We start from the raw sequence: 20,375 nt of genomic DNA, 5'->3' as shown, positions 1-20,375 counted from the left end.
GGGTGCCGCCCTTCGGCGTACCGGGACCCGGGGGAGGCACGCGCGCGCGTGCCCGGTAGGTTGGCGGCCCCCATCGACCGAGGAGCCGCCCCGTGTCCGCCCGCCCCCGCCTCCTGTACGTCTCCGACCTCGCCTATCCGGCCCGTGGACGGCGCTACTGCGACGAGGACATCCACCTCACCGCCCGGCTGCGCGAGGACTTCGACCTGGCGCTCTGCCATCCGCTGGACGCGACCGCGCTCATGGACGGCTTCGACGCGGTCGTCGTGCGCAACAGCGGGCCCGTCCTGGGCTACCAGCGGGAGTACGAGGCCTTCCGGGCCGCCGCCCTGGCCCGCGGGACCCGCGTCTACAACCCGCTCCACGGGCGCGGCGACATGGCCGGCAAGCAGTACCTGCCGGACCTGACGGCCGCCGGGTACCCGGTCATCCCCACCGTCGACCGGGCGGAGCACCTGGACCGGCTGCCGGAGGCCGCCGCGTACGCGGTCAAGCCGAAGGCCGGCGCGGACTCCCTGGGGCTGCGCTTCCTGCCCCGGGAGGAGCTGGACGGGCTGGACCTCGACGGACTCCTGGTGCAGCCGCGCATCGACTTCCGTTACGAGGTGTCGTTCTACTTCGTCGACGACCTCTTCCAGTACGCCCTGTACGCGCCCGACCCGGAGCGCCGCTGGGAGCTGGAGCCGTACGAGCCCACGGGGGACGATCTGGCCTTCGCGCGCGGCTTCGTCGACTGGAACACCCTGGGGCACGGCATCCAGCGCGTGGACGCCTGCCGGGCGCCCGGAGGAGGGTTGCTGCTGGTCGAGCTGGAGGACCTGAACCCGTACCTGTCGCTGGATCTCGTGCCCGAGAAGGTCCGTATGTCCTTCGTCACGGCCCTCACCGCCTCCCTGCACCGGTTCCTCGCGGCCTGACGGTCCCACAGCTCCATCGGGGCTGACCTGCGGGTCGGCATTTGTTTTGACCGGAGTCCATGCGATAGGTACGCTCATGCCTTGTGCCTGGGGTGTGCCTGGGCTCGCGTGCGTGTCCTCAACCGCACAGTGAGTCCGATACCGGCCGCCGTGATCCGCGCCTTCTCCGCTTCGGCGGAGGTCCGCGAGATTCGACACACCCGACCGCGTGGGTCGGTGGATGTTCCAGGTTAGTTTTACGACGGCACACAGAAACCGGAGAAGTAGTGCCTACGATCCAGCAGCTGGTCCGTAAGGGCCGGCAGGACAAGGTCGAGAAGAACAAGACGCCCGCACTCGAGGGTTCCCCTCAGCGTCGCGGCGTCTGCACGCGTGTGTTCACGACCACCCCGAAGAAGCCGAACTCGGCCCTCCGTAAGGTCGCGCGCGTGCGTCTGACCTCGGGCATCGAGGTCACGGCCTACATCCCGGGTGAGGGTCACAACCTGCAGGAGCACTCGATCGTGCTCGTGCGTGGTGGCCGTGTGAAGGACCTGCCGGGTGTTCGCTACAAGATCATCCGCGGTTCCCTCGACACGCAGGGCGTCAAGAACCGTAAGCAGGCTCGCAGCCGCTACGGCGCCAAGAAGGAGAAGTAAGAATGCCTCGTAAGGGCCCCGCCCCGAAGCGCCCGGTCATCATCGACCCGGTCTACAGCTCTCCTCTTGTCACCTCGCTGATCAACAAGATCCTGCTGGACGGCAAGCGTTCCACCGCCGAGCGCATCGTCTACGGCGCCATGGAAGGCCTCCGCGAGAAGACCGGCGCTGACCCGGTCATCACGCTGAAGCGCGCGCTTGAGAACGTCAAGCCCTCGCTCGAGGTCAAGTCCCGCCGTGTCGGTGGCGCCACCTACCAGGTGCCGATCGAGGTCAAGCCGGGCCGCGCCGCGACCCTGGCCCTCCGCTGGGTCGTGGGTTACTCCCGCGCCCGTCGTGAGAAGACCATGACCGAGCGCCTCATGAACGAGCTTCTCGACGCCTCGAACGGCCTCGGTGCGGCCGTCAAGAAGCGCGAGGACACGCACAAGATGGCCGAGTCCAACAAGGCCTTCGCGCACTACCGCTGGTAGTCGCAACCCACATCGAGACCGAGAGAAGACTGAGCCGATATGGCTACCACTTCGCTTGACCTTGCCAAGGTGCGCAACATCGGCATCATGGCGCACATCGACGCGGGCAAGACGACCACCACCGAGCGGATCCTGTTCTACACCGGTGTCTCTTACAAGATCGGTGAAGTCCACGACGGCGCTGCCACGATGGACTGGATGGAGCAGGAGCAGGAGCGCGGCATCACGATCACGTCCGCCGCGACGACCTGCCACTGGCCGCTCGAGAATGTCGATCACACGATCAACATCATCGACACGCCGGGTCACGTCGACTTCACCGTCGAGGTGGAGCGTTCGCTGCGCGTGCTCGACGGTGCTGTCACCGTGTTCGACGGTGTGGCCGGCGTCGAGCCCCAGTCCGAGACTGTCTGGCGTCAGGCGGACCGCTACGGCGTTCCGCGTATCTGCTTCGTCAACAAGCTCGACCGTACGGGCGCCGACTTCCTGCGCTGCGTCGACATGATCGTGAACCGCCTCGGCGCTGTTCCGATCGTCATGCAGCTGCCCATCGGCGCCGAGATGGACTTCCAGGGTGTTGTGGACCTCGTCCGCATGAAGGCCCTGGTCTGGGCCGCGGAAGCCTCCAAGGGCGAGATGTACGACGTCGTCGACATCCCGGCCGACCTCGTGGAGCTGGCCGATGAGTACCGCGGCAAGCTGATCGAGGCCGTCTCCGAGAACGACGAGGAGCTCATGGAGCTCTTCCTCGAGGGCGTCGAGCCCACCGAGGAGCAGCTCTACGCCGCCGTCCGTCGCATCACCATTGCCTCCGGCAAGGGTGGCGGCGAGAAGACGGTCACCCCCGTCTTCTGCGGCACCGCGTTCAAGAACAAGGGCGTTCAGCCCCTGCTCGACGCGGTCGTGCGCTACCTCCCCTCCCCCCTGGACGTCGAGGCCATCGAGGGCCACGGCGTGAAGGACCCGGAGGAGGTCGTCAAGCGCAAGCCGTCCGACGAGGAGCCGCTGTCGGCCCTCGCGTTCAAGATCGCGAGCGACCCGCACCTCGGCAAGCTCACCTTCGTCCGGATCTACTCCGGTCGCCTGGAGGCCGGCACCGCGGTGCTGAACTCCGTCAAGGGCAAGAAGGAGCGCATCGGCAAGATCTACCGCATGCACGCGAACAAGCGTGAGGAGATCGACTCGGTGGGCGCCGGCGACATCGTCGCCGTCATGGGCCTGAAGCAGACCACCACCGGTGAGACGCTGTGCGACGACAAGAACCCGGTCATCCTGGAGTCCATGGACTTCCCGGCGCCGGTCATTCAGGTCGCGATCGAGCCCAAGTCCAAGGGTGACCAGGAGAAGCTGGGTGTTGCCATCCAGCGTCTCGCGGAGGAGGACCCCTCCTTCCAGGTGCACTCGGACGAGGAGACCGGCCAGACCATCATCGGTGGTATGGGCGAGCTTCACCTCGACATCCTCGTCGACCGCATGCGTCGCGAGTTCAAGGTCGAGGCGAACGTCGGCAAGCCGCAGGTCGCGTACCGCGAGACGATCCGCAAGGCCGTCGAGCGACTTGACTACACCCACAAGAAGCAGACCGGTGGTACCGGTCAGTTCGCCAAGGTGCAGATCGCGATCGAGCCCATCGAGGGCGGCGACGCCTCGTACGAGTTCGTGAACAAGGTCACCGGTGGCCGCATCCCGAAGGAGTACATCCCTTCGGTCGACGCGGGTGCGCAGGAGGCCATGCAGTTCGGCATCCTGGCCGGCTACGAGATGACTGGCGTCCGCGTCATCCTTCTCGACGGTGGCTACCACGAGGTCGACTCCTCCGAGCTCGCGTTCAAGATCGCCGGTTCGCAGGCCTTCAAGGAGGCCGCGCGCAAGGCTTCGCCGGTCATCCTCGAGCCCATGATGTCCGTCGAGGTCACCACGCCCGAGGACTACATGGGTGAGGTCATCGGCGACATCAACTCCCGCCGTGGCCAGATTCAGGCCATGGAGGAGCGCAGCGGCGCTCGCGTCGTGAAGGGCCTCGTGCCCCTTTCGGAGATGTTCGGCTACGTCGGAGACCTCCGCAGCAAGACCTCGGGTCGCGCAAGCTACTCGATGCAGTTCGACTCCTACGCCGAGGTTCCGCGGAACGTCGCCGAGGAGATCATCGCGAAGGCCAAGGGCGAGTAACTCTTCCGAGTTCACGCTTTAGGCTTGACACCAGTCGCCGGGGCTCGGCCCCCGAAACCCGAGGAACGGGCCCCGGGCGACTGGCATCCCAGCAAAGATCACCTGGCGCCGATGAAGCAAGGCGTACAGAACCACTCCGCAGGAGGATTCAGTGGCGAAGGCAAAGTTCGAGCGGACTAAGCCGCACGTCAACATCGGCACCATCGGTCACATTGACCACGGTAAGACGACCCTCACGGCCGCCATTACCAAGGTGCTGCACGACGCGTACCCGGACCTGAACGAGGCCTCGGCCTTCGACCAGATCGACAAGGCTCCCGAGGAGCGCCAGCGCGGTATCACGATCTCGATCGCGCACGTCGAGTACCAGACGGAGTCGCGTCACTACGCGCACGTCGACTGCCCGGGTCACGCTGACTACATCAAGAACATGATCACGGGTGCCGCGCAGATGGACGGCGCCATCCTCGTGGTCGCCGCCACCGACGGCCCGATGCCGCAGACCAAGGAGCACGTGCTCCTGGCCCGCCAGGTCGGCGTTCCGTACATCGTCGTCGCCCTGAACAAGGCCGACATGGTGGACGACGAGGAGATCCTGGAGCTCGTCGAGCTCGAGGTCCGTGAGCTCCTCTCCGAGTACGAGTTCCCGGGCGACGACCTGCCGGTCGTCCGCGTCTCGGCGCTCAAGGCGCTCGAGGGCGACAAGGAGTGGGGCGAGAAGCTTCTCGGCCTCATGCACGCCGTCGACGAGTCGATCCCGCAGCCCGAGCGTGACGTCGACAAGCCGTTCCTGATGCCGATCGAGGACGTCTTCACGATCACCGGTCGTGGCACCGTCGTCACCGGTCGTATCGAGCGCGGTATCCTCAAGGTCAACGAGACCGTCGACATCATCGGCATCAAGACCGAGAAGACCACCACCACGGTCACCGGTATCGAGATGTTCCGCAAGCTGCTCGACGAGGGCCAGGCCGGTGAGAACGTCGGTCTGCTCCTCCGTGGCATCAAGCGCGAGGATGTCGAGCGCGGCCAGGTCATCATCAAGCCGGGTTCGGTTACGCCGCACACCAGCTTCGAGGCCCAGGCCTACATCCTGTCGAAGGACGAGGGTGGCCGTCACACCCCGTTCTTCAACAACTACCGCCCGCAGTTCTACTTCCGTACCACGGACGTGACCGGCGTCGTGACCCTCCCCGAGGGCACCGAGATGGTCATGCCGGGCGACAACACCGCCATGAGCGTTGAGCTGATCCAGCCCATCGCCATGGAGGAGGGCCTCAAGTTCGCCATCCGTGAGGGTGGCCGGACCGTCGGCGCCGGCCAGGTCGTCAAGATCAACGCCTGATCTTGAACTGATCTGGTAGCTCCTTCGAGCTGCTGAGCAGTAAGGGAAGGCCCCGCACCGAAAGGTGCGGGGCCTTCTCGCGTTCCCGGGGGCCGGTTTCCCGGGGTCCTACGGCCGCCAGCTCCAGGGGTGCCCGTCCGCGCCGAGGCCCACCACGGTCACCCCTGGCGCACCCAGGTGCAGCGCGGCCGACACCGCCGAGGGGCCCGCCGTACGGGTACGAAGCCGGCCACCGGACCGGACCAGGAGCCGGCCGTCCGCGTCCGTGCCGAGCAGCACCGTGCCGAGGGACGCCGAGCGGGCGGCGACCACGCCCCCGAAGCCGTCCAGACCGGCGTCGCCCCCCGGGCCGAGGAGCGCGCCGGCGGCGGGCGCCCGGTAGTACAGCTCGCCGCCGGCCGTCGCCACCGTGGAACCCGAGAGCGGCAGCGGCTCCGTCCGCTCCACTCCGTCCACCCAGTGCCGTACGGACTCCCGTCCGGCCGCGTACACATGCACCCGGCCCGAGGCGTCCAGCGAGACCGCGAGGCCGTCCTGGACCTGCGCCGTGCCGGGGAGCGCCCGCCACGGGCCCCAGGAGCCGCCGGCCGCCGCCCGGACCCGGGTGGAGACGCCGTTCTCCGCGTTCCGTACGAAGAGGTGGACCCGGCCGTCGGGGGCCGTGACCGCGACCGGGGCGCCGAGCCGCCGCCCCCGGTCGTCCCCGCGCTCCGGGTTGCCGAGCCCGGTCCAGGCCAGGAAGGGGCCGCCGGGGGAGCGCTGTTCCAGGAGCACCAGTTCGCGCCGGTTCGGGCCGCCGTGGCCGTCGAGCGCGGCGAACCGCACCCCGAAGAGCAGGACGCGGCCGTCGGGGAGCACCGCCGAGCCGAGCGCGGGCGCCAGCGGGCCGCCGCCCAGGTCCTCGGGCTCGCTCCAGACGCCGGGCGTCCGCTCGCGCCAGCGGACCGCGCGCAGGCCGAGCACCCCGTACGCGGCGAGGCGGCCGTCCCGCTCGCGGGCGAGTGCGGGGCCCGCGCTCGGCCAGCGGTGGTGGGTGGAGCGGACCCAGCCCTTGCGGTTGGTGAGCGGCCGGTCGCCGCCGACGCCGTAGTCGCCGCAGCCCGAGGGGTTGCCGCACGCCCAGGACGGGTCGCCGCCGTACGGGACGAGGCGGGCCGCCTTCTCCTTCAGCAGCAGCGGCGGGAGGTTCTTGGGCCAGTGCCGGTTGTAGTAACCGCGGAAGGCGGTCGTCGTGAAGGCCGGTATCGGACCGCCGTCCCGGACCGTGTCCGTGACCCAGCGGGCCAGTGCCGCCCAGGTGAAGGAGGCGACCGCGGTGTGGTCCCCGTGGTCGGAGTACCCGGGCTGCTCGGAGTCCCGCTTCCTGGTGGCCTCGTCGCTGCTCTGGATGTCCGGGTCGGGGTCGAGGGTGTGCACCACGGTGGGCCGGTAGCGGCGGAGCAGCTCGGCGAGGACCTGGACCAGGCGGTCGTAGTCGTAGGTGTCCGAGCGGGTCACCGGGGAACCGGTCGACAGATGGGTCCGCAGTTCGAGGGCCCGGTCGTGCCAGAGCGCGGGCAGCGCCATGTAGCGGCGGCTGGTGTGCATCGGCAGGTTGAGGAAGACCAGCTCGACCCGACGGGGTCCGTGCGTGAGCGTGTCGAGCTCCGCGCGCCGGCCGTCGGGGAGGGGCAGCGTCTCGCGCCGCCAGGGGGTGAACATCGGCAGGCCCAGCGCCACCGCGTACGACTGGCGCAGCCCCTGGTGGCGGGCGGAGGAGTACGCGGACCGGTCCGGGGGAGTGTCGGGCATCCCGGCGATCCGGTTGCGGCCGGTGTGCTCGCCGGCCGTCACGTACACGGAGACCAGCGGGACCCCCGCGTCCAGCAGCCGCTGGGTGTCCGGGTTCATGAAGTACAGGTCGTCGTCCGGGTGCGCGGCGACCTGGAGCAGGAGTGCCCGGCGGGCCCGTGCCGAGGCGATCGGCCGGCCGGGAGAGGGGTCGGCGGTCGGCGCGGTCCTGCGCGGCTCCGGGACGGAACACCCGGCGGCGGCCGAGGTGACCGCGAGGGCGACGGCGAGGACCGTCCGGCGGCGGGGTGGAGTGTGCACGGCAGGGCCCTTCGCTCAATCGGTCCACTGCAAGACGGATATGCGAGCGCCGGGGTTGTGCGGGGCCGCCCCCGGGAGGGGGAAGTTCTCCGGAAGCGCGTCGGCTGCTCCACCGGCTGCTGCCCGAGGACACCGGGGCGGCGGGGGTGCCGGCCCTGATGCTGCTCACCGACGCCCGCCGGGCGGCGCGCACCGGCGCGCACGGCGAGCCGGTGCCGCTCGCGGAGCAGGACCGGGGGCGGTGGACGCGGAGCAGGACCGGGGGCGGTGGGACGCGGGTCTGGTCGCGGAGGGCGTCGGGCTGATCAGCCGTACGCTGCCGCGCGGCCTGGTCGGCCCGTACCAGCTCCAGGCTCCGATCGCGGCGGTCCACGACGAGCGCGCCCGAGCGGCGTCATCTCACGGAGCGCGCGCGGCGCTTGGGGTGACGCGGGGGAGGGGGCGTCCGGGCGAGGCGCGTGCGCCCCGGCGCATGTCCTGACGTGACGTGGGGTACAGTCTTCGATCCCGATTGGCGGCCGGATGGCCCCGTATGGCAGACTGTCGGGGTTGCTCGGTTGAGTGCCGATGCTGCGCGCCTCCCGTCGGGAGGACCGGAAGCGAGTCCCACAGTACTCGTCGCTCCTCTGGGGCGGACGTACGGGAATCTTCTGGGAAGCGTCAGCGGGGTGCAGACCAGGCGCCCGGTGGGTGTTCCGCCCCCGGCCTGCGGTTATGGCTACCGCGCCCCCTTGGTTGGGAAATCCTTAGGGATTTCTGCGTAGAGGGAGTGCGACACGCCCGACCGCGTGGGTCGGAGCAGGACAGTGCTTCTCAGAAGCGCGGCCGATCGGGTTCCAGAGCGTTACGAGACAAAGGACTACTAGTAGCCATGGCGGGACAGAAGATCCGCATCCGGCTCAAGGCCTACGACCACGAGGTCATCGATTCCTCGGCGAAGAAGATCGTCGAGACGGTGACCCGCACTGGTGCGTCGGTCGCGGGCCCGGTGCCGCTGCCCACTGAGAAGAACGTGTACTGCGTCATCAAGTCGCCGCACAAGTACAAGGACTCGCGCGAGCACTTCGAGATGCGCACGCACAAGCGCCTCATCGACATCCTCGACCCCACGCCGAAGACGGTTGACTCGCTCATGCGTCTCGACCTCCCGGCGGGCGTTGACATCGAGATCAAGCTCTGAGGGCGCGCGAGATGGCTAAGAACATCAAGGGCATCCTGGGCGAGAAGCTCGGCATGACGCAGGTCTGGGACGAGAACAACCGGGTCGTCCCGGTGACCGTCGTCAAGGCCGGCCCCAATGTCGTGACCCAGGTGCGTACGAACGACGTCGACGGCTACGAGTCGGTCCAGATCGCCTTCGGCGAGATCGACCCGCGCAAGGTGAACAAGCCCCTCAAGGGTCACTTCGCCAAGGCCGACGTCACCCCGCGCCGCCACCTCGTGGAGCTCCGCACCGCTGACGCCTCCGAGTACACGCTCGGCCAGGAGATCACCGCCGAGCTCTTCGAGGCCGGCGTGAAGGTCGACGTCACCGCGAAGAGCAAGGGCAAGGGCTTCGCCGGCGTCATGAAGCGCCACAACTTCCGTGGTGGCAAGGCGTCGCACGGTGCCCACCGCGTGCACCGCAAGCCCGGTTCCATCGGTGGCTGCGCCACCCCGGGCCGTGTCTTCAAGGGCATGAAGATGGCTGGTCGCATGGGCAACGAGCGTGTGACCACCCAGAACCTGACCGTCCACGCCGTTGACGCCGAGAAGGGTCTGCTGCTCATCAAGGGCGCCGTCCCCGGCCCCAACGGTGGCCTCGTCCTGGTCCGCACCGCGGCCAAGGGGGTTTGAGGAACCGATGAGCACCATTGACATCCTTTCGCCGGCAGGCGACAAGACCGGGACCGTCGAGCTCCCCGAGGAGATCTTCGGCGCCAAGGTCAGCGTTCCGCTGATCCACCAGGTCGTCGTCGCGCAGCTGGCCGCGGCCCGTCAGGGCACGCACAAGACCAAGCGTCGTGGCGAAGTCCGTGGTGGTGGCAAGAAGCCTTACCGCCAGAAGGGCACCGGCCGCGCGCGCCAGGGTTCGACCCGCGCCCCGCAGTTCGCCGGTGGTGGCGTCGTCCACGGCCCGCAGCCGCGTGACTACTCCCAGCGGACCCCGAAGAAGATGAAGGTCGCCGCCCTCCGCGGTGCCCTGTCGGACCGGGCCACCCACTCCCGCATCCACGTCGTCACCGGCGTGGTCGAGGGTGACATCTCCACCAAGGCCGCGAAGACGCTGTTCGGCAAGATCTCGGAGCGCAAGAACCTGCTCCTGGTCGTCGAGCGCTCCGACGAGGCCGCGTGGCTGTCCGCTCGTAACCTGCCCCAGGTGCACATCCTGGAGCCGGGCCAGCTCAACACGTACGACGTGATCGTCTCCGACGACGTGGTCTTCACCAAGGCCGCCCTCGAGTCCTTCGTGTCTGGCCCCCAGACCGCTGAGACCGAAGGGAGCGACGCCTGATGACTGAGGCCGTCGTCACCAGCAAGACCTTCTCGGACCCGCGCGACATTCTGATCAAGCCGGTCGTTTCGGAGAAGAGCTACGCTCTGCTGGACGAGAACAAGTACACGTTCATCGTCGCGCCTGGCTCCAACAAGACCCAGATCAAGCAGGCCGTCGAGGCGGTCTTCTCGGTCAAGGTCACCGGGGTCAACACGATCAACCGCCAGGGTAAGCGCAAGCGCACCAAGGCCGGTTTCGGCAAGCGCAAGGACACCAAGCGCGCCATCGTGACCCTTGCTGAGGGCAACCGTATCGACATCTTCGGCGGTCCGACCGCCTAAGGGCGGTCTGGATCGTCCGGAATCGGACGAGGACTGAGAAATGGGAATCCGCAAGTACAAGCCGACTACGCCGGGCCGTCGTGGCTCCTCCGTAGCCGACTTCGTCGAGATCACGCGGTCCACGCCGGAGAAGTCGCTGGTTCGCCCCCTGCACAGCAAGGGCGGCCGTAACAACACCGGTCGGATCACCGTTCGCCACCAGGGTGGTGGACACAAGCGCGCCTACCGTGTGATCGACTTCCGTCGTCACGACAAGGACGGCGTGCCGGCCAAGGTCGCTCACATCGAGTACGACCCCAACCGCACCGCGCGCATCGCGCTGCTCCACTACGTGGACGGCGAGAAGCGCTACATCATCGCCCCCAAGGGTCTGACGCAGGGTGACCGCGTCGAGAACGGCCCCGGCGCTGACATCAAGCCCGGCAACAACCTGGCGCTCCGCAACATCCCGGTCGGTACCACGATCCACGCGATCGAGCTCCGTCCCGGTGGCGGCGCCAAGTTCGCGCGCTCCGCCGGCGCGTCCGTGCAGCTGCTGGCGAAGGAGGGCACGATGGCCCACCTTCGTATGCCGTCCGGTGAGATCCGTCTCGTCGACGCCCGCTGCCGCGCCACCATCGGCGAGGTCGGCAACGCCGAGCAGTCGAACATCAACTGGGGCAAGGCCGGCCGTAAGCGCTGGCTGGGCGTTCGCCCGACCGTTCGCGGTGTGGCGATGAACCCGGTGGACCACCCGCACGGTGGTGGTGAGGGTAAGACCTCCGGTGGTCGTCACCCGGTCTCCCCGTGGGGTCAGAAGGAGGGTCGTACTCGCTCGCCGAAGAAGGCTTCGAGCAAGTACATCGTCCGCCGCCGCAAGACGAACAAGAAGCGCTAGGAGCGGGTTTAGATGCCGCGCAGTCTCAAGAAGGGACCCTTCGTCGACGGACACCTCGTAAAGAAGGTGGACGTACAGAACGAAGCCGGTACCAAGAACGTCATCAAGACCTGGTCCCGTCGCTCGATGATCATCCCGGCCATGCTCGGCCACACGATCGCGGTGCACAACGGCAAGACCCACATTCCGGTGTTTGTCACCGAGTCGATGGTCGGCCACAAGCTCGGCGAGTTCTCGCCGACGCGCACCTTCCGGGGTCACGTGAAGGACGACCGGAAGTCGAAGCGCCGCTAGTAGCGGGGTGGAATGACCATGACAGACACTGGAAGGACAACCATGGAAGCCAGGGCCCAGGCGCGGTACATCCGCGTTACGCCCATGAAGGCCCGCCGCGTGGTGGACCTTATCCGTGGCATGGATGCCACGGAGGCTCAGGCGGTCCTGCGTTTCGCCCCGCAGGCCGCGAGCGTGCCGGTCGGCAAGGTGCTTGACAGCGCCATTGCCAACGCCGCGCACAACTACGACCACAGTGACGCCTCTTCGCTGGTCATCAGCGAGGCGTACGTGGATGAGGGCCCGACCCTGAAGCGGTTCCGTCCGCGTGCTCAGGGCCGTGCCTACCGGATCCGTAAGCGGACCAGCCACATCACCGTGGTCGTCAGCAGCAAGGAAGGAACCCGGTAATGGGCCAGAAGGTTAACCCGCATGGGTTCCGGCTCGGCATCACCACGGACTTCAAGTCCCGTTGGTACGCCGACAAGCTGTACAAGGACTACGTCAAGGAAGACGTCGCCATCCGTCGGATGATGACGTCCGGCATGGAGCGCGCCGGCATCTCGAAGGTTGAGATCGAGCGCACCCGTGACCGCGTGCGGGTGGACATCCACACCGCGCGTCCCGGCATCGTCATCGGCCGCCGTGGCGCCGAGGCCGACCGCATCCGCGGCGACCTCGAGAAGCTCACGGGCAAGCAGGTCCAGCTGAACATCCTCGAGGTCAAGAACCCCGAGATGGACGCTCAGCTGGTTGCTCAGGCCGTTGCCGAGCAGCTCTCCTCCCGCGTCTCCTTCCGTCGCGCCATGCGTAAGAGCATGCAGGGCACGATGAAGGCCGGCGCCAAGGGCATCAAGATCCAGTGCGGCGGTCGCCTCGGCGGCGCCGAGATGTCCCGCTCGGAGTTCTACCGCGAGGGCCGTGTGCCCCTGCACACGCTCCGCGCGAACGTCGACTACGGCTTCTTCGAGGCCAAGACCACCTTCGGTCGCATCGGCGTGAAGGTCTGGATCTACAAGGGCGACGTCAAGAACATCGCCGAGGTCCGCGCCGAGAACGCTGCGGCCCGTGCGGGTAACCGCCCGGCCCGTGGCGCCGGCGCTGGCGACCGTCCCGCCGGCCGTGGTGGCCGCGGTGGCGAGCGTGGCGGCCGCGGCCGCAAGCCGCAGCAGCAGTCCGCGCCGGCTGCCGAGGCCCCCAAGGCCGAGGCTCCCGCCGCCGCTGCCGCTCCGGCTGAGAGCACCGGAACGGAGGCCTGACCGAAATGCTGATCCCCCGTAGGGTCAAGCACCGCAAGCAGCACCACCCCAAGCGCTCGGGTATGAGCAAGGGTGGTACGCAGGTTGCGTTCGGCGAGTACGGCATTCAGGCCCTCACGCCGGCGTACGTGACCAACCGCCAGATCGAGGCGGCTCGTATCGCGATGACCCGCCACATCAAGCGTGGCGGCAAGGTCTGGATCAACATCTACCCGGACCGCCCGCTGACGAAGAAGCCCGCCGAGACCCGCATGGGTTCCGGTAAGGGTTCTCCGGAGTGGTGGATCGCGAACGTCAAGCCGGGTCGGGTGATGTTCGAACTGTCCTACCCGAACGAGAAGATCGCGCGCGAGGCCCTGACCCGTGCGGCCCACAAGCTGCCGATGAAGTGCAAGATCGTGAAGCGCGAAGCAGGTGAGCTGTGATGTCGGCCGGTACCAAGGCGTCCGAGCTGCGCGAGCTGGGCAACGAGGAGCTTCTCAACAAGCTCCGCGAGGCCAAGGAAGAGCTGTTCAACCTCCGCTTCCAGGCGGCGACGGGCCAGCTCGAGAACCACGGCCGGCTCAAGTCCGTCCGTAAGGACATCGCCCGGATCTACACCCTGATGCGCGAGCGCGAGCTCGGCATCGAGACGGTGGAGAACGTCTGATGAGCGAGAGCAACGTGACTGAGAAGACCGAGCGCAACGCTCGCAAGGTCCGCGAGGGCCTGGTCGTCAGCGACAAGATGGACAAGACCGTCGTCGTCGCTGTCGAGGACCGCGTCAAGCACGCGCTGTACGGCAAGGTCATCCGCCGTACGAACAAGCTCAAGGCTCACGACGAGCAGAACGCTGCCGGCATCGGTGACCGCGTCCTCCTGATGGAGACCCGGAAGCTGTCGTCGACGAAGCACTGGCGCGTCGTCGAGATCCTCGAGAAGGCCAAGTAATTCTTGAAGGGGTAACCCTTCGAGTTCGTTCCGCCAGGCTCGGTGGGGTCGTGCTGACCGCTAGCGCGACCCCGCCGGGAACCGGCAGACAAATCAGGAGATAGACGTGATCCAGCAGGAGTCGCGACTGCGTGTCGCCGACAACACTGGTGCCAAGGAGATCCTTTGCATCCGTGTTCTCGGTGGCTCGGGTCGCCGCTACGCGGGCATCGGTGACGTCATCGTCGCCACCGTCAAGGACGCGATCCCCGGTGGCAACGTGAAGAAGGGTGACGTCGTCAAGGCGGTCATCGTTCGCACCGTCAAGGAGCGCCGCCGCCAGGACGGCTCGTACATCCGCTTCGACGAGAACGCCGCTGTCATTCTCAAGAACGACGGCGACCCTCGTGGCACCCGTATCTTCGGCCCGGTGGGCCGTGAGCTGCGCGAGAAGAAGTTCATGAAGATCATCTCGCTCGCGCCGGAGGTGCTGTAAGCATGAAGATCAAGAAGGGCGACCTGGTCCAGGTCATCACCGGTAAGGACAAGGGCAAGCAGGGCAAGGTCATCACGGCCTTCCCCCGTGACAACCGTGTCCTCGTCGAGGGTGTCAACCGGGTCAAGAAGCACACCAAGGCCGGCCCGTCGCAGGCCGGTGGCATCGTCACGACCGAGGCTCCGGTCCACGTCTCCAACGTCCAGCTGGTCGTGGAGAAGGACGGCAAGAAGGTCGTCACGCGTGTCGGATACCGCTTCGACGACGAGGGCAACAAGATCCGCGTTGCCAAGCGGACGGGTGAGGACATCTGATGGCTACCACCACTCCGCGTCTCAAGACGAAGTACCGCGAGGAGATCGCGGGCAAGCTGCGTGAGGAGTTCTCCTACGAGAACGTCATGCAGATTCCCGGCCTCGTGAAGATCGTGGTGAACATGGGTGTCGGCGACGCCGCCCGTGACTCGAAGCTCATGGACGGTGCCGTCCGTGACCTGACCACGATCACCGGTCAGAAGCCGGCCGTCACCAAGGCTCGCAAGTCCATCGCGCAGTTCAAGCTGCGTGAGGGCCAGCCGATCGGTGCGCACGTCACCCTCCGTGGCGACCGCATGTGGGAGTTCCTGGACCGCACCCTGTCGCTCGCGCTTCCGCGCATCCGCGACTTCCGTGGTCTGTCCCCCAAGCAGTTCGACGGGCGTGGCAACTACACCTTCGGTCTCACGGAGCAGGTCATGTTCCACGAGATCGACCAGGACAAGATCGACCGTGTCCGGGGTATGGACATCACCGTGGTGACCACGGCGACCAATGACGACGAGGGCCGTGCCCTTCTGCGTCACCTCGGCTTCCCGTTCAAGGAGGCGTAAGCGAGATGGCGAAGAAGGCTCTCATCGCGAAGGCTGCCCGTAAGCCTAAGTTCGGCGTGCGTGGCTACACGCGCTGCCAGCGTTGTGGTCGTCCCCACTCCGTGTACCGCAAGTTCGGCCTGTGCCGCGTGTGCCTCCGTGAGATGGCTCACCGTGGCGAGCTGCCGGGCGTGACCAAGAGCTCCTGGTAATCCCTTAGTTGGGATGACCGGAGTCTCTCGGTAAGCATTGGGTTGGCGGACGCCCGAGCCTCCATGGCTTAGGCTAGGAGGGTTGGGCGTCCGCCGCCCTTACGACTTACTACGCCGTAGGTCCCCGCGCCGCACCCGTCCCGCCCCTGTGTGGGGAGAGGGATGGCGCACCGGAAACCACGGCGAGAGAGGCCGAAGGCCACTTCATGACCATGACTGATCCGATCGCGGACATGCTGACTCGTCTGCGTAACGCGAACTCGGCATACCACGACACCGTGTCGATGCCGCACAGCAAGATCAAGTCTCACATCGCGGAAATCCTCCAGCAGGAGGGCTTCATCACGGGCTGGAAGGTCGAGGACGCCGAGGTCGGCAAGAACCTCGTCCTCGAGCTCAAGTTCGGTCCGAACCGTGAGCGCTCCATCGCGGGCATCAAGCGGATCTCGAAGCCCGGTCTCCGGGTTTACGCGAAGTCCACCAACCTGCCGAAGGTTCTCGGCGGCCTGGGCGTGGCGGTTATCTCCACGTCCCACGGTCTCCTGACCGGCCAGCAGGCAGGCAAGAAGGGCGTAGGTGGGGAAGTCCTCGCCTACGTCTGGTAGTCGGGAACGGAGGAATAGCAATGTCGCGTATTGGCAAGCTGCCTATCCAGGTTCCCGCCGGCGTGGACGTCACCATCGAGGGCCGCACGGTCACGGTGAAGGGTTCCAAGGGCACCCTGAACCACACCGTCGCCGCTCCGATCGAGATCGTTAAGGGTGAGGACGGCGTTCTCAACGTCACCCGCCCGAACGACGAGCGTCAGAACAAGGCCCTTCACGGCCTGTCCCGCACGCTGGTGGCCAACATGATCACCGGTGTGACCCAGGGTTACGTGAAGGCGCTCGAGATCAGCGGTGTCGGTTACCGCGTGGCCGCGAAGGGCTCCAACCTGGAGTTCCAGCTCGGCTACAGCCACCCGATCCTGATCGAGGCGCCCGAGGGCATCTCGTTCAAGGTCGAGTCGCCGACCAAGTTCTCGGTCGAGGGCATCGACAAGCAGAAGGTCGGCGAGGTTGCGGCGAACATCCGCAAGCTGCGCAAGCCCGACCCGTACAAGGCCAAGGGCGTCAAGTACGCCGGCGAGGTCATCCGCCGCAAGGTCGGAAAGGCTGGTAAGTAAGCCATGGCATACGGTGTGAAGATCGCCAAGGGCGACGCTTACAAGCGTGCCGCCAAGGCTCGCCGCCACATCCGCATCCGCAAGAACGTGTCGGGTACGGCGGAGCGTCCGCGCCTCGTCGTGACGCGTTCGAACCGCGGTATCACCGCTCAGGTCATCGACGACCTCAAGGGTCACACCCTTGCGTCGGCGTCGAACCTGGACGCGTCGATCCGCGGCGGCGAGGGTGACAAGTCCGCGCAGGCCCAGCAGGTCGGCGCTCTCGTCGCCGAGCGCGCCAAGGCCGCCGGCGTCGAGGCTGTCGTGTTCGACCGTGGTGGCAACAGGTACGCCGGGCGCATTGCCGCTCTGGCTGACGCCGCCCGCGAAGCCGGGCTGAAGTTCTAAGCCCCGGTTCCGGGACTAACGGACGTAACAGAGAGAGGTAAATCCAATGGCTGGACCCCAGCGCCGCGGAAGCGGTGCCGGTGGCGGCGAGCGGCGGGACCGGAAGGGCCGCGACGGTGGCGCTGCCGCCGAGAAGACCGCGTACGTTGAGCGCGTTGTCGCGATCAACCGCGTCGCCAAGGTTGTCAAGGGTGGTCGCCGCTTCAGCTTCACCGCGCTGGTCGTGGTGGGCGACGGTGACGGCACCGTAGGTGTCGGTTACGGCAAGGCCAAGGAAGTTCCCGCGGCCATCGCCAAGGGTGTCGAGGAAGCCAAGAAGAACTTCTTCAAGGTTCCGCGCATCCAGGGCACGATCCCTCACCCGATCACGGGCGAGCGTGCCGCGGGCGTCGTGCTCCTGAAGCCGGCTTCCCCCGGTACCGGTGTTATCGCCGGTGGTCCGGTGCGCGCCGTTCTGGAGTGCGCCGGCGTTCACGACATCCTGTCGAAGTCGCTTGGCTCGTCCAACGCGATCAACATCGTGCACGCGACCGTGGCGGCCCTCAAGGGCCTGCAGCGTCCCGAGGAGATCGCGGCTCGCCGTGGTCTGCCCCTCGAGGACGTCGCCCCCGCGGCCCTGCTTCGTGCGCGTGCTGGGGCGGGTGCGTAATGGCTCGCCTCAAGGTCACGCAGACGAAGTCGTACATCGGCAGCAAGCAGAACCACCGCGACACCCTGCGTTCGCTCGGCCTCAAGCGGGTCAACGACGTGGTTGTCAAGGAGGATCGTCCCGAGTTCCGCGGCATGGTGCACACCGTCCGCCACCTCGTGACGGTCGAGGAGGTTGACTGACATGGCGGAGACCAACCCGCTGAAGGCCCACAACCTCCGTCCCGCCCCCGGCGCCAAGACCGCGAAGACCCGTGTGGGCCGTGGTGAGGCGTCGAAGGGTAAGACGGCCGGTCGTGGTACCAAGGGCACGAAGGCCCGTTACCAGGTTCCGCAGCGCTTCGAGGGTGGGCAGATGCCCCTCCACATGCGTCTGCCGAAGCTCAAGGGCTTCAAGAACCCGTTCCGCACCGAGTACCAGGTCGTGAACCTGGACAAGCTCACCGCGCTCTACCCGCAGGGTGGCGAGGTCACGGTGGCCGATCTGGTCGCCAAGGGTGCGGTTCGCAAGAACCAGCTCGTCAAGGTGCTCGGCGCCGGCGAGATCACCGTGGCGCTGCAGGTGACGGTCGACGCCGTCTCCGGCTCCGCCAAGGAGAAGATCGCCGCCGCCGGCGGCACCGTCACCGAGCTCGTCTGAGACGACTCGATGGCCTGAACATCCGATCGGGGATGCCTCCCAAAAGGGGCATCCCCGATTGGTCGTTCCTAGGGGGGCATGGTCGCCGGTAAGGTGGCGTCCACTGTCTAGACTCCGTGCGGTATGCCCGTGCGGATTTGATGACCGATACCTATCCAGTGATTCTTCGAATCTCAAGCCGTCACCCTTGACGCCTAGCGCGGGGGTCGCAGGAGGCACCGTGCTCACCGCGTTCGCCCGGGCGTTCAAGACGCCCGACCTGCGCAAGAAGCTGCTCTTCACGCTCGCCATCATCGTGCTGTACCGCCTCGGGGCCCACATCCCGGTCCCCGGCGTCAGCTACGAGGCCGTCCAGCAGTGTGTCAAGCAGGCCAGCGAGGGCAACAACAGCCTGTTCGGCCTGGTCAACATGTTCAGTGGCGGGGCGCTGCTGCAGATCACCATCTTCGCGCTCGGCATCATGCCGTACATCACGGCGAGCATCATCCTGCAGCTGCTGACCGTCGTGATCCCGCGCCTGGAAGCCCTCAAGAAGGAGGGTCAGGCCGGTACCTCCAAGATCACGCAGTACACCCGCTACCTGACGGTCGCCCTCGCCATCCTCCAGGGCACGGGTCTCGTCGCGACGGCGAAGAGCGGTGCTCTGTTCAGCGGCTGCTCGGTGGCGGACCAGGTCGTTCCCAACCCGTCCGTCTTCACCATCGCCACCATGGTCATCACGATGACCGCGGGTACCTGTGTCGTCATGTGGCTCGGTGAGCTGATCACCGACCGCGGCATCGGCAACGGCATGTCGATCCTGATGTTCATCTCGATCGCCGCCGGCTTCCCGGGCGCCCTGTGGGCCATCAAGGAGAGCGGCAAGCTCGCCAAGGGCTGGATCGAGTTCGGCACCGTCATCCTCATCGGCTTCGTGATGGTGGCCCTCGTGGTCTTCGTCGAGCAGGCCCAGCGCCGCATCCCGGTGCAGTACGCGAAGCGCATGATCGGCCGGCGCTCCTACGGCGGTACGTCCACGTACATCCCGCTGAAGGTGAACCAGGCGGGTGTGATTCCCGTCATCTTCGCGTCGTCGCTGCTCTACATCCCGGCCTTGATCGCGCAGTTCTCGAACTCCACCGCAGGGTGGAAGACCTGGATCGAAGCCCACTTCGTCAAGGGTGACCACCCCTACTACATCGCCGCGTACTTCCTCCTGATCGTGTTCTTCGCCTTCTTCTACGTGGCGATCTCGTTCAACCCCGAGGAAGTCGCCGACAACATGAAGAAGTATGGTGGCTTCATCCCGGGTATCCGGGCTGGTCGACCTACTGCCGAGTACCTGAGCTACGTTCTCAACCGGATCACTTGGCCGGGCTCGCTGTACTTGGGTCTGATCGCTCTTGTGCCGACGATGGCGTTGGCAGGCTTCGGTGGCGCCAATGCCAACTTCCCCTTCGGTGGGACAAGCATCCTCATCATCGTGGGTGTGGGGCTGGAGACCGTGAAGCAGATCGAGAGCCAGCTCCAGCAGCGCAATTACGAAGGGTTCCTCCGCTGATGCGAATCGTCCTCGTCGGACCGCCCGGTGCCGGCAAGGGAACGCAGGCCGCGTTCCTTGCCAAGAACCTGGACATCCCGCACATCTCCACGGGCGACCTGTTCCGCGCCAACATCTCTCAGGGCACGGAGCTGGGTCTCAAGGCGAAGGCGTTCATGGACGCCGGCGACCTGGTCCCCGACGAGGTGACCATCGGGATGGCCAAGGACCGGATGGAGCAGCCGGACGCCGCCAACGGCTTCCTGCTGGACGGGTTCCCCCGCAACGTGGCTCAGGCCGAGGCCCTGGACGTGGTCCTGAAGGCCGAGGACATGCAGCTCGACGCGGTCCTGGACCTGGAGGTCCCCGAGGACGAGGTCGTGAAGCGGATCGCGGGTCGCCGCATCTGCCGCAACGACAGCGCGCACGTGTTCCACCTGACGTACAACGCTCCGAAGACCGAGGGCGTCTGTGACGTCTGCGGTGGCGAGCTCTTCCAGCGCGACGACGACTCCGAGGAGACCGTCCGCCGGCGCCTGGAGGTCTACCACACGCAGACCGAGCCGATCATCGACTACTACCGGGCGCAGAACCTGGTCGTGACGATCTCGGCGCTCGGCAAGGTGGACGAGGTCACCGCCAAGGCGATGGACGCGCTCAAGAAGTAGCCCCTGGTTCGTGCGATACGGCCGC

At 66.9% G+C, this 20,375-nt stretch carries 31 protein-coding genes; 30 read left to right on the top strand and 1 reads right to left on the bottom strand.

Going from position 1 to position 20,375, the window contains the following annotated elements:
- Positions 1-92: 92 nt before the first annotated feature.
- The 5 genes from ABT154_RS23470 to tuf all read left to right on the top strand — a co-directional run bounded on the left by ABT154_RS23470 (position 93) and on the right by tuf (position 5,542).
- Positions 93-917 carry an ATP-grasp domain-containing protein gene (locus tag ABT154_RS23470; protein WP_351858761.1) on the top strand — a complete coding sequence of 275 codons (825 nt, stop codon included), beginning with the start codon at positions 93-95 and terminating at the stop codon, positions 915-917.
- A gap of 266 nt (positions 918-1,183) precedes the next feature.
- On the top strand, positions 1,184-1,555 hold the full coding sequence (rpsL, locus tag ABT154_RS23465; protein ID WP_003948652.1) for a 30S ribosomal protein S12: 372 nt from the start codon (positions 1,184-1,186) through the stop codon (positions 1,553-1,555).
- Positions 1,556-1,557: 2 nt separating this feature from the next.
- Positions 1,558-2,028, top strand: a complete 471-nt coding sequence (rpsG, locus tag ABT154_RS23460; protein WP_018101248.1) for a 30S ribosomal protein S7 — start codon at positions 1,558-1,560, stop codon at positions 2,026-2,028.
- Positions 2,029-2,067: 39 nt separating this feature from the next.
- Positions 2,068-4,197 (top strand): elongation factor G, encoded by a 2,130-nt coding sequence (fusA, locus tag ABT154_RS23455; RefSeq protein WP_351858760.1) that lies wholly within the window; start codon positions 2,068-2,070, stop codon positions 4,195-4,197.
- Between the two features lie 151 nt (positions 4,198-4,348).
- Positions 4,349-5,542, top strand: a complete 1,194-nt coding sequence (gene tuf, locus ABT154_RS23450; protein WP_073910658.1) for an elongation factor Tu — start codon at positions 4,349-4,351, stop codon at positions 5,540-5,542.
- Positions 5,543-5,650: 108 nt separating this feature from the next.
- Here tuf and ABT154_RS23445 read toward each other — a convergent pair whose 3' ends face one another.
- A complete protein-coding gene (locus ABT154_RS23445) occupies positions 5,651-7,633 on the bottom strand; it encodes a PIG-L family deacetylase (RefSeq protein WP_351858759.1) in 1,983 nt (660 codons plus the stop codon).
- A gap of 158 nt (positions 7,634-7,791) precedes the next feature.
- Here ABT154_RS23445 and ABT154_RS33965 point away from each other — a divergent pair, with 158 nt between their 5' ends.
- The 25 genes from ABT154_RS33965 (at position 7,792) to ABT154_RS23325 (ending at position 20,350) form a co-directional block, all read left to right on the top strand.
- Complete coding sequence (locus ABT154_RS33965; RefSeq protein WP_502969572.1) at positions 7,792-7,938, top strand: DUF6596 domain-containing protein; 147 nt, start codon at positions 7,792-7,794, stop codon at positions 7,936-7,938.
- A complete protein-coding gene (locus ABT154_RS33960; protein WP_502969573.1) occupies positions 7,875-8,114 on the top strand; it encodes a hypothetical protein in 240 nt (79 codons plus the stop codon). Before ABT154_RS33965 ends, ABT154_RS33960 begins: the two co-directional genes overlap by 64 nt.
- 390 nt (positions 8,115-8,504) lie before the next feature.
- On the top strand, positions 8,505-8,813 hold the full coding sequence (rpsJ, locus tag ABT154_RS23435; protein WP_003948644.1) for a 30S ribosomal protein S10: 309 nt from the start codon (positions 8,505-8,507) through the stop codon (positions 8,811-8,813).
- 11 nt (positions 8,814-8,824) lie between these two features.
- Positions 8,825-9,469, top strand: coding sequence for a 50S ribosomal protein L3 (gene rplC, locus ABT154_RS23430; protein WP_317877596.1), 645 nt, complete (start codon positions 8,825-8,827; stop codon positions 9,467-9,469).
- 7 nt (positions 9,470-9,476) lie between these two features.
- The gene (gene rplD, locus ABT154_RS23425) at positions 9,477-10,127 is read left to right on the top strand and encodes a 50S ribosomal protein L4 (RefSeq protein WP_317877597.1); all 651 of its coding nucleotides are present in this window, start codon (positions 9,477-9,479) and stop codon (positions 10,125-10,127) included.
- The gene (gene rplW, locus ABT154_RS23420; protein WP_015035575.1) at positions 10,127-10,450 is read left to right on the top strand and encodes a 50S ribosomal protein L23; all 324 of its coding nucleotides are present in this window, start codon (positions 10,127-10,129) and stop codon (positions 10,448-10,450) included. Before rplD ends, rplW begins: the two co-directional genes overlap by 1 nt.
- Positions 10,451-10,490: 40 nt before the next feature.
- A complete protein-coding gene (gene rplB, locus ABT154_RS23415) occupies positions 10,491-11,327 on the top strand; it encodes a 50S ribosomal protein L2 (RefSeq protein WP_030318653.1) in 837 nt (278 codons plus the stop codon).
- A gap of 12 nt (positions 11,328-11,339) precedes the next feature.
- The gene (gene rpsS / locus ABT154_RS23410; RefSeq protein WP_024755409.1) at positions 11,340-11,621 is read left to right on the top strand and encodes a 30S ribosomal protein S19; all 282 of its coding nucleotides are present in this window, start codon (positions 11,340-11,342) and stop codon (positions 11,619-11,621) included.
- A gap of 42 nt (positions 11,622-11,663) precedes the next feature.
- On the top strand, positions 11,664-12,011 hold the full coding sequence (gene rplV, locus ABT154_RS23405) for a 50S ribosomal protein L22 (RefSeq protein WP_016645177.1): 348 nt from the start codon (positions 11,664-11,666) through the stop codon (positions 12,009-12,011).
- The gene (rpsC, locus tag ABT154_RS23400) at positions 12,011-12,859 is read left to right on the top strand and encodes a 30S ribosomal protein S3 (protein ID WP_033201982.1); all 849 of its coding nucleotides are present in this window, start codon (positions 12,011-12,013) and stop codon (positions 12,857-12,859) included. Before rplV ends, rpsC begins: the two co-directional genes overlap by 1 nt.
- 5 nt (positions 12,860-12,864) lie before the next feature.
- Positions 12,865-13,284 carry a 50S ribosomal protein L16 gene (gene rplP, locus ABT154_RS23395; RefSeq protein ID WP_015035580.1) on the top strand — a complete coding sequence of 140 codons (420 nt, stop codon included), beginning with the start codon at positions 12,865-12,867 and terminating at the stop codon, positions 13,282-13,284.
- The gene (gene rpmC / locus ABT154_RS23390; RefSeq protein WP_056552388.1) at positions 13,284-13,508 is read left to right on the top strand and encodes a 50S ribosomal protein L29; all 225 of its coding nucleotides are present in this window, start codon (positions 13,284-13,286) and stop codon (positions 13,506-13,508) included. Before rplP ends, rpmC begins: the two co-directional genes overlap by 1 nt.
- Complete coding sequence (gene rpsQ, locus ABT154_RS23385; protein WP_024755411.1) at positions 13,508-13,789, top strand: 30S ribosomal protein S17; 282 nt, start codon at positions 13,508-13,510, stop codon at positions 13,787-13,789. Before rpmC ends, rpsQ begins: the two co-directional genes overlap by 1 nt.
- 106 nt (positions 13,790-13,895) lie before the next feature.
- Positions 13,896-14,264, top strand: coding sequence for a 50S ribosomal protein L14 (gene rplN / locus ABT154_RS23380; protein ID WP_003956455.1), 369 nt, complete (start codon positions 13,896-13,898; stop codon positions 14,262-14,264).
- A 2-nt stretch (positions 14,265-14,266) separates the two neighbouring features.
- Positions 14,267-14,578, top strand: a complete 312-nt coding sequence (rplX, locus tag ABT154_RS23375) for a 50S ribosomal protein L24 (RefSeq protein ID WP_317874224.1) — start codon at positions 14,267-14,269, stop codon at positions 14,576-14,578.
- Positions 14,575-15,132: a 50S ribosomal protein L5 gene (gene rplE, locus ABT154_RS23370; protein WP_351793114.1), complete on the top strand. Its 558-nt coding sequence runs from the start codon at positions 14,575-14,577 to the stop codon at positions 15,130-15,132. Before rplX ends, rplE begins: the two co-directional genes overlap by 4 nt.
- Positions 15,133-15,137: 5 nt before the next feature.
- The gene (locus ABT154_RS23365; protein ID WP_003948630.1) at positions 15,138-15,323 is read left to right on the top strand and encodes a type Z 30S ribosomal protein S14; all 186 of its coding nucleotides are present in this window, start codon (positions 15,138-15,140) and stop codon (positions 15,321-15,323) included.
- Between the two features lie 206 nt (positions 15,324-15,529).
- Positions 15,530-15,928, top strand: coding sequence for a 30S ribosomal protein S8 (gene rpsH / locus ABT154_RS23360; protein ID WP_317874225.1), 399 nt, complete (start codon positions 15,530-15,532; stop codon positions 15,926-15,928).
- Positions 15,929-15,948: 20 nt separating this feature from the next.
- Positions 15,949-16,488 carry a 50S ribosomal protein L6 gene (rplF, locus tag ABT154_RS23355; RefSeq protein WP_317874226.1) on the top strand — a complete coding sequence of 180 codons (540 nt, stop codon included), beginning with the start codon at positions 15,949-15,951 and terminating at the stop codon, positions 16,486-16,488.
- Between the two features lie 3 nt (positions 16,489-16,491).
- Positions 16,492-16,875 carry a 50S ribosomal protein L18 gene (gene rplR, locus ABT154_RS23350; RefSeq protein ID WP_148005765.1) on the top strand — a complete coding sequence of 128 codons (384 nt, stop codon included), beginning with the start codon at positions 16,492-16,494 and terminating at the stop codon, positions 16,873-16,875.
- A 46-nt stretch (positions 16,876-16,921) separates the two neighbouring features.
- Complete coding sequence (rpsE, locus tag ABT154_RS23345) at positions 16,922-17,524, top strand: 30S ribosomal protein S5 (RefSeq protein WP_030214033.1); 603 nt, start codon at positions 16,922-16,924, stop codon at positions 17,522-17,524.
- Complete coding sequence (rpmD, locus tag ABT154_RS23340) at positions 17,524-17,706, top strand: 50S ribosomal protein L30 (RefSeq protein WP_056552385.1); 183 nt, start codon at positions 17,524-17,526, stop codon at positions 17,704-17,706. The genes rpsE and rpmD overlap by 1 nt, the downstream gene beginning before the upstream one ends.
- 1 nt (position 17,707) lies before the next feature.
- Positions 17,708-18,163, top strand: a complete 456-nt coding sequence (gene rplO, locus ABT154_RS23335) for a 50S ribosomal protein L15 (protein ID WP_317874227.1) — start codon at positions 17,708-17,710, stop codon at positions 18,161-18,163.
- Between the two features lie 220 nt (positions 18,164-18,383).
- On the top strand, positions 18,384-19,703 hold the full coding sequence (gene secY / locus ABT154_RS23330; protein ID WP_351858758.1) for a preprotein translocase subunit SecY: 1,320 nt from the start codon (positions 18,384-18,386) through the stop codon (positions 19,701-19,703).
- Complete coding sequence (locus ABT154_RS23325; RefSeq protein ID WP_317874229.1) at positions 19,703-20,350, top strand: adenylate kinase; 648 nt, start codon at positions 19,703-19,705, stop codon at positions 20,348-20,350. Before secY ends, ABT154_RS23325 begins: the two co-directional genes overlap by 1 nt.
- Positions 20,351-20,375: the final 25 nt, after the last annotated feature.

The organism is Streptomyces sp. NPDC001728, assembly GCF_040297565.1.
In the GTDB taxonomy this organism is placed as follows: Bacteria; Actinomycetota; Actinomycetes; order Streptomycetales; family Streptomycetaceae; genus Streptomyces.
Note: the sequence above shows the minus strand (reverse complement) of the source record. Positions and strands in the feature narration are given on the sequence as shown.

Bases quoted from the DNA above. Each gene is read 5' to 3' on its own strand.
- ABT154_RS23325 (WP_317874229.1), top strand. From the start codon at position 19,703: ATGCGAATCGTCCTCGTCGGACCGCCCGGTGCCGGCAAGGGAACGCAG.
- rplR (WP_148005765.1), top strand. From the start codon at position 16,492: ATGGCATACGGTGTGAAGATCGCCAAGGGCGACGCTTACAAGCGTGCC.
- rplF (WP_317874226.1), top strand. From the start codon at position 15,949: ATGTCGCGTATTGGCAAGCTGCCTATCCAGGTTCCCGCCGGCGTGGAC.
- rpsE (WP_030214033.1), top strand. From the start codon at position 16,922: ATGGCTGGACCCCAGCGCCGCGGAAGCGGTGCCGGTGGCGGCGAGCGG.
- rplP (WP_015035580.1), top strand. From the start codon at position 12,865: ATGCTGATCCCCCGTAGGGTCAAGCACCGCAAGCAGCACCACCCCAAG.
- rpsJ (WP_003948644.1), top strand. From the start codon at position 8,505: ATGGCGGGACAGAAGATCCGCATCCGGCTCAAGGCCTACGACCACGAG.
- rplB (WP_030318653.1), top strand. From the start codon at position 10,491: ATGGGAATCCGCAAGTACAAGCCGACTACGCCGGGCCGTCGTGGCTCC.
- rplW (WP_015035575.1), top strand. From the start codon at position 10,127: ATGACTGAGGCCGTCGTCACCAGCAAGACCTTCTCGGACCCGCGCGAC.
- rplX (WP_317874224.1), top strand. From the start codon at position 14,267: ATGAAGATCAAGAAGGGCGACCTGGTCCAGGTCATCACCGGTAAGGAC.
- rpmD (WP_056552385.1), top strand. From the start codon at position 17,524: ATGGCTCGCCTCAAGGTCACGCAGACGAAGTCGTACATCGGCAGCAAG.
- rplV (WP_016645177.1), top strand. From the start codon at position 11,664: ATGGAAGCCAGGGCCCAGGCGCGGTACATCCGCGTTACGCCCATGAAG.
- ABT154_RS33965 (WP_502969572.1), top strand. From the start codon at position 7,792: ATGCTGCTCACCGACGCCCGCCGGGCGGCGCGCACCGGCGCGCACGGC.
- rplD (WP_317877597.1), top strand. From the start codon at position 9,477: ATGAGCACCATTGACATCCTTTCGCCGGCAGGCGACAAGACCGGGACC.
- rpsG (WP_018101248.1), top strand. From the start codon at position 1,558: ATGCCTCGTAAGGGCCCCGCCCCGAAGCGCCCGGTCATCATCGACCCG.
- rpsC (WP_033201982.1), top strand. From the start codon at position 12,011: ATGGGCCAGAAGGTTAACCCGCATGGGTTCCGGCTCGGCATCACCACG.
- rpsQ (WP_024755411.1), top strand. From the start codon at position 13,508: ATGAGCGAGAGCAACGTGACTGAGAAGACCGAGCGCAACGCTCGCAAG.
- rpsH (WP_317874225.1), top strand. From the start codon at position 15,530: ATGACCATGACTGATCCGATCGCGGACATGCTGACTCGTCTGCGTAAC.
- rplO (WP_317874227.1), top strand. From the start codon at position 17,708: ATGGCGGAGACCAACCCGCTGAAGGCCCACAACCTCCGTCCCGCCCCC.
- rplC (WP_317877596.1), top strand. From the start codon at position 8,825: ATGGCTAAGAACATCAAGGGCATCCTGGGCGAGAAGCTCGGCATGACG.
- rpsS (WP_024755409.1), top strand. From the start codon at position 11,340: ATGCCGCGCAGTCTCAAGAAGGGACCCTTCGTCGACGGACACCTCGTA.
- ABT154_RS23365 (WP_003948630.1), top strand. From the start codon at position 15,138: ATGGCGAAGAAGGCTCTCATCGCGAAGGCTGCCCGTAAGCCTAAGTTC.
- rpmC (WP_056552388.1), top strand. From the start codon at position 13,284: ATGTCGGCCGGTACCAAGGCGTCCGAGCTGCGCGAGCTGGGCAACGAG.
- fusA (WP_351858760.1), top strand. From the start codon at position 2,068: ATGGCTACCACTTCGCTTGACCTTGCCAAGGTGCGCAACATCGGCATC.